Raw genomic sequence first — 14461 nt, 5'->3', positions numbered from 1 at the left:
AGCGGTAACCTTATAGCTGTTAGAGCGGTTCTTGGGTTCGACCCTCTTCGTGCCAGATCGTTAACGAGTCAACGCTTCCGTGATAGCTGGTGATGAGGCTGATTTTCGTAATGTAATCACCTTCCTCCGCCTCGAAGTCGACCCAGCCTGGTGGCAATACAATCGCATCCCCCAGACGCTTATCGTTCTCATCGAAAAAATTCACTACCAGAGAACTATTATTAACTGACGAGTACGCAAAGCGGACACGTTTACATTTCCACTTAAGGTGCATAAACACGTGCTGGCGTTGAGAGTCGCCCGAGTAACCACAACGCAGCGCCAGCGATTGTCCATCGACCATGCCGGGAACCACCTCTCCAGCGCCTCTGACCCCATGAAGACCGATCCCGTGGTATGAGTTTAGGGGCAACTCAAGCCTTAAAAGTCGGGTGTGGATACTGCTCCCGGTTTTCATGAACTCCTGCGTCAGGTAGCTGTTGAAATCATCAGTCTCAATGATCGGCTCTATGGACGGATCTACCCTCAGTCTTACGGTAGTACGCGGGGAAACTTCCAGGGCATTTCCTGGAAGATGAGACCCATATATAGGGTCAGGCACAGGTTTTGGAGGCTGCGGGTCGGTGCCATCGAAAATGATCCCGAAATGCACGGTCAGTGCAGAATAATCTTCTCGCCTCGCCAACCAGCCGCGGGGAAGACGGAATCTGAATACATGCCCAGCATGTGCTTCTTCAGCACTGACGATGTAATCCTGAGCCACCCAACTGTATTGAAACTCGGGTTTGTGCTGATCCCCGGCAACGTTGAGGAACAGCCGGTGCCCCTCCTGAATCAAGGGCCAGGCTTTAACTTCGATCCACGCATCGCCGGAGAACGAATACATGTCCAACGTCCTGTCATTCGGGTCGCCGGTGGCATCGGTAAACACTGGCAAGGACTCTGCGAAATATTCTTCCCTGATCTGTTGTACCTCCAACTCAAGCACCAGCGAGCACTTGAGTTGGCCCCCAACAACGGCCGTGTAAAAGATCTGTACGGTATGCCCGGCCGAAGTACTAACCCAATGCCAGGGCAGCGGCACAACAACACTGCCGCTGGCGCTGCCCAACCACTCAAGCGGCTCGAATGTCGGCGCCTCCTGCCCCTTCAAGGCCCAATACACCTTTAATAGAGAGCGCTCCATCCCATCGAAAGCGATCTTTGCAGTCGCTCCATCGGCCGCGTTGATGGGATTCAACACGCTGTTGCTATCTGCCTCCTGAATGATCAGATAGGGTAGCTCGCCCTTCGTCTCTATCGGCTGCGTTGGTTCAGCAGATGTTCTATTAGCCATAGCTGTAACTCCTTCCGAGATTTCAGTGATCACTACCGACCTGGAGGGTCGTGAACGCTTGATCATTAGCTCTCAGGAATAAAGCACCGCCTACTGTCAGAATTGACAGTTCAGACTGAAAACATCCACTTTGCGACCGATGGTTGCACGCCTGCGGCGGCGCAGGCGCGTAGTCCATTTGTTAAAGCCCCTCCAACTCCGCCATCAAATCACTCAACCGATCCACCTTCTCCGCGCTGATCTCATTGGCCGCTAATCCCTCGATGTACTCGGCCAATTGCGACACCGTGCTGCACTCGAACATCGCCCGCAGTGGCACATCGCGCTGCAAGGTCTTCTGCACCCGTGAGGCAATCTGCGTGGCCAGCAACGAGTGCCCGCCCAGTTCGAAGAAGTTGTCTTCTACGCCCACGCGCTCGACCTTGAGCACCTCGGCCCAGATCGCGGCCAAGGTGGTTTCCAGTTCGTTGCGCGGTGCCAGGTAATCCTGGCTGTGCAACTGGCCGATTTCCAGTTCCGGCAGGGCCTTGCGGTCGAGTTTGCCGTTGGCGTTGAGCGGCAGGCGGTCGAGCCATAGCCAGTGCAGCGGGACCATGTATTCCGGCAGCTCGGCGCGCAGGCGTTGCTTGATGCGGTCCAGGCGCTCGCTTGGGTTGAGGGTTTCATCAGCGGCCACCAGATAACCCACCAGATGCTTGCCGTTGACGCCTTCCTGCACGCCCACCGCTGCATCGCGCACTTGCGGTTGCTCGTGCAGGCGCGCTTCGATTTCACCCAGTTCGATTCGGTAGCCGCGAATCTTCACCTGATGGTCGATACGTCCGACGTACTCCAAGACACCATCGCTGCGCCGACGCGCCAGGTCGCCGGTGCGATACAGGCGCTCACCCGGTGCGCCGAACGGGTTCGGCACAAACACTTGAGCGGTGCGCAACGGATCGCTGACATAACCACGCCCCACCCCCGTGCCGGCTACACATAACTCGCCGACAGCCCCTTGGGGCACCAACTCCAGCGCGCCATCCAGCAGGTACAGGCGGTTGTTGTCAGTCGGCGTGCCAATCGGCAGATAGGTGCCACGGGTCGAGGCCAAATCAACGCGGAAGAACGCCACGTCATCCGAGCATTCCGCAGGGCCATAAGCGTTCACCAAACCGATCTGCGGGTAACGCAGCAACCATTGGTGCGCCAGTTCCGGCGGCATCGCCTCACCGGTGGGCAGCATCCAGCGCAGGCCGTCGAGGCTGATGCGGTCCTGGGCCAGCATGCCCTGGATCAGCGACGGTACGCTCTCCAGCACGGTAATGCCTTGTGCCTCAACGTGGGCCAGCAAACCTTGGGGATCGTGGGCGATGGTGTTCGGCACGATGTCCACCCGCGCGCCGAACAGCGGCGCGGCGAGGAATTGCCATACGGAAATGTCGAAACTTTGCGACGCGGTTTGCGCGATCACGTCCGCCGCGCTCAGGTCCAAGTACGGCAGTTTGCTCAGTTGGTTATTGAGCATGCCGCGCTGCTCGACCATCACGCCTTTGGGCAAGCCCGTGGAGCCCGAGGTGTAGATCACATAGGCGAGGTTGTCCGGGCCACTGTAGATGCCTGGGTTCTCACCACGAGCCTGCACTTCTTCCCACACCAGCAACTGGCAGTCAAAACCGTCGAGCAACTCAATGGCCTGCTCGCGGCACGCCTCGGTGCACACCAGCAACGGCGTACGGCTCATGTCGATGATGCGGCTCAAGCGCTGGCTTGGCAGGCCCGGGTCCAGCGGCAGGTAACCCGCACCGGCCTTGAAGCTGCCGATGATCATGCCCAGCAGGTCGAGGTTACGCTCGGCCAGCAAGGCCACCGGTTGATCCAGGCCGACACCCGCCGCGATCAATGCATGGCCCAAGCCGTTGCTACGGCGGTTGAGTTCGTCATAGGTCCACTGCTGTTCCAGGTAACTGGCGGCGATCCGCTGCGGATGCTCGCTCACTTGCGCTTCGAACAGCTCGATATAGCTACGGTCCAGCGGATAGGCGTGTGCGCTCTGGTTGCAGCCTTCAACCAGGAATTCACGCTCCTGTTCGCCAATCAACGGCAGGTCGGCCATGTCGCCATGGAACCCCTGCACCAGCGCCAACAGCAGGCGCTTGAACTCGCCGAGCATGTTTTGCACGGTGGTTTCGTCGAAGTAACGCTGGTCGTAAGACAGGTGCAAGCCCAGGTCATCGCCGGGGTAACACACGGCGGTCAGCGGGAAGTTAGTGTGGGTGCGGCCGGAATCCGAGGTGGCATTCAAGCTTTGTGCACGGTCCAGCACCGAGGTTTCCACCGGGGCGTTTTCGAACACGAACAGGCTGTCGAACAGCGGTTGGCCTTTAGGTAATTCGCTGTGTTCCTGGATGGTCACCAATGGCAGGTATTCGTACTCGCGCAATTGCATGTTGCTGTCGAGCAAGCCGCTCAACCACTGGCGCACGCTGCAACGTTGACCGTCTTCCGGCAGCTTTACCCGCAGCGCGATGCTGTTGATAAACAGCCCGACGGTGCGTTGCATCTCCGGCATTTCCACCGGACGCCCGGCCACGGTGACGCCGAACAACACGTCGCGATCGCCGCTCAAGCGGCGCAGCACCAGGGCCCATGCCGCCTGGGCAAAGGTGTTGACGGTGAGTTGGTGGGCCTGTGCCAGTTCACGCAGTTGCGCGCCATCGCGGGCATCAAGACGGGTGTAGCAGTCGCCCACCACCATGCCGCCGCTGTGGCCCGCATGTTCGCGCATGAACGGGCGGTCACTCGGGATCGGCGTGGTGCGCTCAAAGCCTTGCAGGTTCTGTTGCCACCACCGGCGCGCTTCATTCAGGTTCTGACGTTGCAGCCAGGCGATGTAGTCGCGATAACGCGGCGCCGTGGCCAACTGCGCGTCGTGGCCTTCGCCCAGGGCCATGTAGATCTCGAAAAAGTCATTCATCAGCAGCGAACGGCACCACGCATCGATAAGGATGTGGTGGTTGCTCATCATGAACCAGTAGCGTGCTTCGCCGACGCGGATCAGGCGCAGGTGGAACGGCGCCTGGTTGAGCAGATCGAAGCCGGCTTCACGCTCGGCCTTGAGCAGCGCTTGCAGACGCGGCTCTTGCTCAGCCTCGGGATCGTTGCTCCAGTCCAGGTATTCAATCGGCGTGCTGCCGGGTTTGTGGATCACTTGCAGCATGTCTTCGCCAACGTTCCAGCAGAACGAGGCACGCAAGGCTTCATGACGGGCGATCACCGCTTGCCAGGCCTGGGCGAAACGCTCAGGGTCCAGGGCACTGTTGATGCGGTAGCGGTCCTGCATGTAGTACAGACCGGTGCCCGGCTCCAGCAAAGTGTGAAGCAACAGGCCCTCTTGCATCGGAGTCAGAGGGTACACGTCTTCGATGGCACTGGCCGGGACCGGCAAGCTGTCGAGTTGCGGCTGGGTCAATTTCGCCAGGGGGAAGTCGGACGGTGTGAGGCCACCGGCATCATCCTTGAGGCAATGGGCGATCAAGCTGTACAGCTCGGCGACGTAGGCCTCGGCCAACTCGCGGATGGTGTTTGCATCGTGGCGCTCACGGCTGAAGGTCCAGCGCAGCACCAACTCACCGCCATACACCTGGCTGTCGACGCTCAGGGCGTTGGGCAGCGGCGCATCCGGGTCATGGGCCAGGCCCGCCGACTCATCCAGCGGGTGGAACAGCGCCTCGCTGCCGAAGCTCTGGTCGAACTGGCCGAGGTAGTTGAAGGTGATGTCGGCGGTTGGCAGCGCGGCCATGGCCTGCTTGCACAGGTCGTCCGCCAGGTAGCGCAGCACGCCATAGCCCAACCCTTTGTGGGGTACCGCCCGCAGTTGCTCTTTGATCGCCTTGATCGAGGCGCCCTGCCCGGCCGCTTCTTCGATTTGCACGGGCGTCAGGCGCAGTGGATAGGCACTGGTGAACCAGCCGACACTGCGGGTCAGGTCGATCTCATCGAACAGGGTTTCGCGGCCATGGCCTTCCAGTTGGATCAGCGCCGAGTCATGCCCGCTCCAGCGGCACAGCACGCGGGCCAAGGCGGTCAGCAACAGGTCATTGACCTGGGTGCGGTATGCGCTTGGGGCTTGTTGCAGCAACTGACGGGTGTGTTCGGCATCCAGGCGCACGCTGACCGTGTCGGCATCGCGATTGCGCGACGTGCCCTGTGCTCGGTCCACCGGCAACGCCACCGTCGGGCCCGCCAAGTGGTCCTGCCACACGCTCAATTCTTCACGCAGGGATTCGCTGCTGGCATAAGCCTGCAAGCGCGCGGCCCAGTCACGCAAGGCGCTGGTCTTGGCCGGCAGGCTGACGGACTCGCCCTCGCTCAGTTGGCGATACACGTTCTGCAGGTCTTCGAGCAACACACGCCACGACACGCCGTCCACCACCAGGTGATGAATCGCGATCAGCAGGCGTTGCTGGCCTTCGGGGCCATCCACCAGCAAGGCGCGCAGCAGCGGGCCGTGTTCAAGGTCGAGGCTGCGTTGGGTGTCGGTGAACAACGCGGTGCACTGGGCCATATCGCGCACTTGCGCCTGCATCAGCACGCCGCCCTGGGGCACGGTCAAATGTTCGGCATGCCATTGCGCGTTGCGCCGCGTGAAGCTAAGGCGCAGGGCGTCGTGGTGTTCCAGCACCGCCAGCAGCGCTTGCTCCAGGCGATGGGGTTCGAGCAATTGCAGCGGCTTGAGGACCAACGCCTGGTTCCAGTGCTGACGCGCCGGGATGTCGGTGTCAAAGAACCAGTGCTGGATCGGCGTGAGGCCCGAGCTGCCGGTGAGTACGCCCTGCTCCGCCGTGACCTGCTCGGAGCGCGTGGCCACCGCGGCCAGGGTTTGCACCGTTTGGTGCTGGAACAGGTCGCGGGGGCTGAAATGAATTCCTGCCTGCCGCGCACGGCTGACCACCTGGATCGACAGGATAGAGTCGCCGCCCAGTTCAAAGAAATTATCGTCCAGGCCGACTTGTTGCACGTTCAACACCGCACACCAGATCGCGGCCAAGGTGCTTTCCAGTTCGTTGCGCGGGGCTACGTACTGTTGGCGATTGGCCTCGGGGTCCGGTTGCGGCAAGGCACGGCGGTCGAGCTTGCCGTTGGCGGTCAACGGCATGCTGTCGAGCACGATCAGGTGCGCGGGCACCATGTAGTCCGGCAGTTGCGCCTTGAGATGCGCCTTCAGCGCCTCGCGCAATGGGCCGTGCTCTGCGTCGCTGACCAGGTACGCCACGAGCTGTTTGCCGCTTGGCGAATCCAGCGCCAGCACCACCGCTTCGCGCACAGCTTCGTGCTCCAGCAGACGGGTTTCGATCTCGCCCAGCTCGATGCGGAAACCACGGATTTTCACTTGATGGTCGATACGCCCCAGGTACTCCACCAGACCATCGGCGCGTTGGCGCACCAGGTCGCCGGTGCGATACAGGCGGCCACCATTGGCGGCAAAGGGATCGGCGACAAAACGCTCCGCCGTCATGCCCGGGCGCTCGTGGTAACCCTGGGCCAGGCCCGCGCCGCCGACATACAACTCGCCGGTCGCGCCTTGGGGCACCAAGGCCAGGTCGGCGTCGAGAATGTAGGCCACACGGTCGCCGATAATGCTGCCGATCGGCACGCTGCCGGCGCCCTCCTCCAAGTGCTCCGGCGCCAGGCTGGCCAACGGCATCACCACGGTTTCAGTCGGGCCATAGGCGTTGAAGAACACCTCTGGCTGGAAGGCTGCGCGAATGCGCTGCAGGTGTTCGCCGGTCAGGGCTTCACCGCCGGTGATGCACATGCGCACGGGCAGGGTCTGGTGTTGAGTCGCCAGCCACTGCGCCAACTGGCTGCCATAGCTTGGGGTGAAGCCGAGGATATTGATGCGATGGGTGCGGATCAGCCCACAGATTTCCTCCGCATCCCATTGGCCTTGGGCCCGCAAAACCACCTGCGCGCCACTGAGCAACGGCACCAGCAAACGCTCGGTGGCGGCGTCGAAGTTGATCGAATAGAAATGCAGCTCGCAGTCGTCCGGGCGCATGCCGAAACGCTCGATCACAGCCAGGCAATGCATGGCGATTTCGCCGTGGGACACCACCACGCCTTTCGGTTTGCCGGTGGAGCCGGAGGTGTAGATCAGGTACGCCTGGTGTTGTGGCAGGCTGATAAATGGCAGCTCATCGGCCGGGTAATTCACCAGCACTGGCGAGTCGTCTTCCAGGCACCAGCACGCCACCGAGGCCGGCAGTTCACCCAGGGCTTCGAACATCGCCGCGTCGCTGAGCAACAGGCCGATGCCGCTGTCTTCGATCATGTAGTGCAGGCGGTCCAGCGGGTATTCCGGGTCCAGCGGTACATAGGCGCCGCCGGCCTTAAGGATCGCCAGCAGGCCAATGACCATTTCCAGGGAGCGTGGCAGCGCCAAGCCGACTCGCACCTGCGGGCCGACGCCGCGTTCGCGCAGCATCCAGGCCAGGCGATTGGCGCGTGCATTGAGTTCCGCGTAAGTGAGGGTTACGCCGGCAAAGGTCAGCGCCGGAGCCTGCGCACGCATTTGCGCCTGCTGGCTGAACAGCTGATGAATGCACTGGTCGAGACGATGCAAACCGGCCTCGACGCCCAGGCTATCCTGCAATGCGCGTTGTTCGGTGGCGGTCAGCAGCGGCAGTTCGCTGAGGCGTTGATCGGGGTCTGCAATCAACGCTTCCAGCAGGTTGCGCCAATGTTCAGCCATGCGCGCAATGCGCGGTTCGTCGAACAGATCAGTGCTGTAAGTCAGGCAGCAACCCAGGCGATGGTCGAGGTCGGTCACTTCCAGGTTGAGGTCGAACTTGGTCGCGCGAGCATCGTTGGCCAGGTATTCGACGGTCATGCCGGCCAGTTGACGGCTCTGCTGGAATTCCCAGCGCTGCACGTTGCACATCACCTGGAACAACGGGTTGTACGCGGCGCTGCGCGGAGGTTGCAGGGCTTCAACCAGATGGTCGAACGGCAGGTCCTGGTGGGATTGGCCCTCGATCACGGTGTGGCGTACTTGCTCGAACAACTCGCCGACATTCATCTGACCATTGAGCTGGCAACGCAGCACCTGGGTATTGAGGAATGCGCCGATAAGCCCTTCGCTTTCCGGGCGAATACGGTTGGCCACGGGGGCGCCGATGCGCAGGTCGGTCTGGCCGCTGTAGCGGTAGAGCAACACGGCCAGGGTCGCTGTCATGGTCATGAACAGCGTGAGGCCGCGTTCAGCATTGAAGGCGCGCACGCGGGCGGCCAACGCGTCGCTCAGATCGAAGCGGTACAGCTCGCCCTGGTGGCTTTGTACCGGTGGTCGTGGGCGGTCGCCGGGCAGTTCCAGCAAGGGGTGTTCGGTGCCCAGTTGCGCGGTCCAGTAATCCAACTGGCGTTGACGCTCGCCGGACTCCAGCCACTGACGCTGCCACACGCTGTAGTCGAGGTATTGCACCGGCAACGGCGACAGTGGCGACAGACGCTCGTCGATAAAGGCTTCGTACAGCGCGCTGAGTTCACGGGCAAAGATGTCCATGGCCCAGCCTTCAGTGACGATGTGGTGCAGGGTCAGCACCAAGTAGTGTTCCTGCTCGCCGGCCTTGACCAGGCACGCGCGCAGCAACGGGCCGGTTTCCAGGTTGAACGGCGTATGGGCCTCGTGATCAGCCAACTGCTGCAAGCGCTGCTCGCGCTCGGTTTCATTCAGCGCCGAAATATCCTGCCAGTCCATGCGCACGCCGGTCTGCGGCGAGACCTTTTGATAGGCCACGCCGTCGACACTGGGGAACGTGGTGCGCAGGGTTTCGTGGCGCATGATCAAGGCCTGCAACGCCGCCTCGAAACGCCCCACATCCAGCACGCCCCGCAGGCGCGCCATGCCACCGACGTTGTAGGCCGGGCTGTCCGGCTCCATCTGCCAGAGGAACCACATGCGCTGCTGGGAATAGGACAGCGGCACCGGTTGGCTGCGGTCGACTTTGGCAATCGCGGTTTGCTGGTTGCGCTGGCCCGAGGCCTGGATCAGGCCGACTTGCTCGGCAAACGCGCCCAGTTCACTGGCTTCAAACAAGGTACGCAGCGGCAGCTCAACGTCACAGGCCTGGCGGGTGCGGGAGATGATTTGCGTGGCCAGCAATGAGTGGCCGCCGAGGGCGAAGAAGTCATCGCGCAGGCCGATTTGCGGCAGGCCGAGCACTTCGCGCCAGATTGCGGCGATCTGCTGTTGCAACGGGGTTTCGGGTTCAATGTGTTCGCGGGTTTGCCACACCGGCTCCGGCAATGCGCGGCGGTCCAGCTTACCGCTGGGGCTCAGGGGCATGGCGTCCAGGCGCATCAGTTGCGCGGGCACCATGTACTCGGGCAGCTCGGCGGCCAGGGCGGCTTTCACGTCCTGTTCGTCCAGCGCTCTGCTTGCGGTGTAGTAGCCGATCAGCGTGGCATTGCGCACCAGCACCACGGCTTGGGCGATACCGTCCAGCGCCAGCAGGCGCGCTTCGATTTCTTCAGGCTCCACGCGGAAGCCGCGCAGTTTGACCTGCTGATCGAGACGCCCCAGGTATTCGAGCACGCCGTCAGCATTCCAGCGTACACGGTCGCCAGTGCGATACAGGCGCGCGCCCGCCTCGCCCAGCGGGTCGGCGATAAACCGTTCGGCGGTCAAACCGGCACGCCCCAGATACCCCCGCGCCAGGCCGATGCCACCGATGCACAGTTCGCCCGGCACACCGGCTGGCAACAGGTTGAGGTGATCGTCCAATACGCGGCAGATCACATTGCCCAGCGGTCGGCCAATCGGCGAGCGCTCGCCATCTTCAGCGGTGCAGTGCCAGTGGGTGACGTTGATCGCGGTCTCGGTCGGGCCATAGCGGTTGTGCAACTGCACCGCCGGCAACTGAGCCAATACGCGGTTGCGCAGTTCGGCTGGTAACGCCTCACCGCCGGAGAACAGGCGACGCAGGCTGGTGCATTCGGGTACCAGCGGCTCGTCGATGAACAGCTGCAACAGCGGCGGCACAAAGTGCAGGGTGGTCACGCCATGTTCCTGCACCAACTGCGCGATGCGGTGCGGGTCGCGATGTTCGCCAGGCCCGGCCAGCACCAGGCGGCAGCCGGTGATCAACGGCCAGAAGCATTCCCACACCGACACATCAAAACTGATCGGTGCCTTTTGCATCAGCACGTCGGTGTCGTTCAGTTGGTAAGTGGCCTGCATCCACTGCAAGCGCTCGGCCAGGGCCCCATGGGTATTGCCCACGCCTTTGGGCTGGCCGGTGGAACCGGAGGTGTAGATCACGTAGGCGAGGTTATCGCCGTGCAGGTGCAGGCCCGGCGCCTGGGTCGGCCAGCTTTCCAGATGCAGGCTGTCCATGGCGATGACACACACGCCGTCAGCGCTCGGCAGTTTTTCCAACACTGCGGTCTGGGTCAGCAGCAGTTGCACGCCACTGTCCTTGAGCATGTAGGCCAGGCGCTCGGCGGGGTAATCCGGGTCCAGCGGCACGTAGGCGCCACCGGCCTTGATGATCGCCAGCAGGCCGATCAGCAGTTGCGGCGAACGCTCGGCGGCGATAGCCACGCACACGTCCGGGCCCACGCCTTTGTCGCGCAGGTAATGGGCCAGGCGGTTGGCTTGGGCATGCAGTTGGGCGAAGGTCAGGCTGCCGTCCTGCCAGACCAACGCGGTGTTGTCCGAAGTCTGCTGATTGAGCAGCTCGGGCAACCATTGCTGGGCGGGCGCACACGGCGCTTGGCTCCACGGTTGCTGTTCGTCCGCGTGCAGCAAACGCAGGTCGCCGAGGGCTTGCTGGGGTTGCTCGCGGATGGCGTGCAGCAGGTTGATGAAGTGCTCGGCGAGGCGCTGGATGGTTGCGCCTTCAAACACTTCATCGGCGTAGTCGAACGCCAGGCTCAGGCGGCCGTTGCGGTCTTCTTCGGTATGCAGTTGCAGGTCGAACTTGGCTTCGCGGCTGTGCCACGGCAGCTCATCGGCGAGCATGCCCGGCAGGCGGCGCAAGGCGCTGAGATCGCGTTGCTGGTGGTTGAACATGACCTGGAACAAGCCCTGCTCGCGGGCCTGAGGAAAGGCTTCCAGCAGTTGTTCGAAGGGCAGGTCCTGATGGGCTTGGGCACCCAGTGCGGTCTCGCGGGTGGCGGCCAATAGCTGGTTGAACGGCAGGCGCCCGTCCAGTTCGGCGCGCAGCACCAGGGTGTTGATGAAAAAGCCGATCAGGCCCTGGGTTTCCTGGCGCGGGCGGTTGGCATTGGGCACGCCGATGCGGATATCGCGCTGGCCGCTGTAGCGATAGAGCAAGGTCTGGAACGCCGCCAGCAACAGCATGAATGGCGTGGACTCATTGGCCTGGGCGGTCTGGCGAATCGCTTCGCTGAGACCGACGCTCAGGCGCACGCTATGGCGCGAAGCACTGCGGATGTGCTGCACGGAGCGCGGATGGTCGGTGGCCAGGCTCAGGGTCGGGTGCTCGTCCCCCAGTTGGTTTTTCCAGTACGCCAGTTGGCGCTGACCTTCACCTTCGGCCAGCCATTGACGTTGCCAACTGCCGTAGTCGGCGTATTGCAGGGCCAGGGCCGGCAGTTCCAGGGATTGTCTCTGGGAGGCCGCGGCATAGAGGCGCGAGAACTCGTCGATAAGGATGTTGAGCGACCAACCATCGGCAATGATGTGATGCAGCGTCACCAGCAGTTGATGGTCTTCGTCGTCCAGGCGCACCAGTGTCACCCACAGCAGCGGGCCTTTTTCCAGATCAAATTGAGTGCGTGCTTCGTCTTCGCGGATCTGCTGCGCGCGGGTTTCGCGCTCGGCAGCGGGCAGGTCGCTGAGGTCGATGACTTGCAGGTCGAACGCCACGTTGGCTTCAACACGCTGGAAGGCCTGGCCGTTGCGCTCGTAGAAGCGAGTGCGCAGGGCTTCGTGGCGCTGGATCAGGTGCTGGAAACTCAGGCGCACTGCGTCTTCGTCCAGCTCGCCACGCAGGCGCAAGCCGCCGGGAATGGTGTAGGCGCTGCTCTGAGGGTCCAATTGCCAAGTGATCCACAGCCGATTCTGAGCCAGGGACTGAGGCAGTTCGTCCTGGCGTGACAAGGCATGAATTGCACCTTGGGCCACGCCGCCGTCCTGCTGCAATTGCGCAACATTGGCGGCAAACGTCGACAGGGTCGGCGCCTCGAACAGCATGCGCAGGTTCAGCTCCAGGCCGAGGGTTTCACGCAGGCGTGCGACCACTTGGGTAGCGGTGATGGAGTTACCGCCGAGCAGGAAGAAGTGATCGTCGGCAGCAACGGTCGCGACCTGCAACTGTTCGCACCAGATCGCCGCGATCTGCTGTTGCAGTTCGGATTCCAGCGCAGCATCGCCCGCCAACCCTTGCAGATCGGGGAATTGCGCATAGCTGTCGAGGCTGCCGTCGGCGTGACGCAGCGCGCAGGCCGCACGCTGCACCTTGCCGCTGGAGGTCTTGGGCAATGCGCCGGGGTTGAGCAACACCACCACACTCGGCGCTTCTTGGTAGGCTTCGGCCACGGCTTGGCGGATGGCTTTGATCAACGCCTCGGGCGGCAGGATTTTCTGCACGCTGCGGCTGATTTCAGCGGCGATGCCGATGCCTTCCAGACCCTGGTCATTCACCGCAAACGCCGCAACCCGGCCTTTGCGCACCACTTCCACTTCGCGCTCGATAGTCTGCTCGATGTCTTGCGGGTAGAGGTTATGACCGCGCACGATCAACAGGTCTTTCAGGCGGCCGGTGATGTACACCTCACCAAAGCGAATAAAGCCCAGGTCGCCGGTGCGCAGCCAGGTCCGCCCGGCATGCTGGACGAAGGTCTTGGCTGTGGCTTCGGGGTTGCGCCAGTAGCCGTGGGCGATGCTCGGACCGGTGGCCCAGAGTTCGCCGACGCGGTTGTCGGGCAGCTCATTCAAGGTGTGGGGATCGACGATCAGCACCGCGTGTTCCGGCTGGCTGGTGCCGCAACTCATGATCGCACTGCCCTGCCCCGGTTCGGCGCGGTTGGCGGCCAGCGCCGTCTCGTCGACGCGCAGCGCCGGGATGCCCTGACCCCGGGTGCCGCCAGCGACAAACAGCGTGGCCTCGGCCAGGCCGTAGGACGCAAAGAAATTGTCTGAGCTAAAACCACAGGCGGCGAATTTCTCGGCGAAGCGGTCCAGGGTGTCGAGCCGGATCGGCTCGGAGCCGGAATAGGCCACGCGCCACGTGCTCAGGTCCAGGCGTTCCAGGGCTGACTCACTGACCCGTTCACTGCACAGCCGGTAGGCGAAATCCGGGCCGCCGCTGATGGTGCCGCCGTATTGGCTGATCGCTTCCAGCCAGCGCAATGGCCGGCCAAGGAAGTACGCAGGCGACATCAGCACGCACGGCACGCCACTGAAGATCGGTTGCAACAGGCCGCCGATCAGACCCATGTCGTGGTACAGCGGTAGCCAGCTGACAATCACGTCGTCGGGGTTGAGGTCGATGCCAAAGCCACGGCGGATCAGCACTTCGTTGGCCACCAGATTGCCGTGGCTGACTTGCACGCCTTTGGGCAGCGCTGTGGAGCCGGAGGTGTATTGCAGGAACGCGATGTCGTCGGGCTGTAGGTCGGGGGCGATCCAGGCATCAGCCACTGGCGCATCGAGGGTATCGACACTCAACACCGGCGGCGCATTTTCGATCTGTGCCAGGCCATCGGCAAGACTGGCAATGGTCAGCAGCAGGCGCGGTTCGGCGTCGCTGATGATCGACAGCAAACGCTCTTGGTGATGACGGCGGGTGGACTCCGGCGGGTAGGCCGGCACTGCGATCACCCCGGCGTACAGGCAGCCAAAAAACGCCGCGACGTAATCCGGACCGCTGGGGAACAACAGCACTGCGCGGTCGCCCAGCGCGGCATTGGCCTGCAGGGCGCTGGCAATGGTGCGGGCGCGTTGGTCGAGGTCGCGATAACTGAGCACAACGCTGTGCTCGGCGGACTCGGCGAGGAAGCGCAGAGCCACCTGGTCCGGGGTCTGCGCGGCGCGACGTTGAAGGGACTGGACCAGGGTGCGGGGAAGTTCGAAGGCGTCCATCATGGGGTTCCTGCCTGAAATCGGCTTACGGGAAA

Annotated in this window: 2 protein-coding genes; both read right to left on the bottom strand. The window is 62.7% G+C overall.

The genetic code is table 11. From position 1 onward, the window contains the following. Nucleotides 1–19: 19 nt before the first annotated feature. A complete protein-coding gene (locus CKW32_RS16820) occupies nt 20–1336 on the bottom strand; it encodes a hypothetical protein (protein ID WP_095185449.1) in 1317 nt (438 codons plus the stop codon). Between the two features lie 181 nt (nt 1337–1517). Further along, a complete protein-coding gene (locus tag CKW32_RS16815) occupies nt 1518–14429 on the bottom strand; it encodes a non-ribosomal peptide synthetase (RefSeq protein WP_095185448.1) in 12912 nt (4303 codons plus the stop codon). Nucleotides 14430–14461: the final 32 nt, after the last annotated feature.

The organism is Pseudomonas sp. Irchel 3H9 (genome assembly GCF_900187495.1).
Classification (GTDB): Bacteria; Pseudomonadota; Gammaproteobacteria; order Pseudomonadales; family Pseudomonadaceae; genus Aquipseudomonas; species Aquipseudomonas sivasensis.
Note: the sequence above shows the minus strand (reverse complement) of the source record. Positions and strands in the feature narration are given on the sequence as shown.

Coding starts and splice junctions, on each gene's coding strand:
- CKW32_RS16820 (WP_095185449.1), bottom strand. CDS start 1,336: ATGGCTAATAGAACATCTGCTGAACCAACGCAGCCGATAGAGACGAAG.
- CKW32_RS16815 (WP_095185448.1), bottom strand. CDS start 14,429: ATGATGGACGCCTTCGAACTTCCCCGCACCCTGGTCCAGTCCCTTCAA.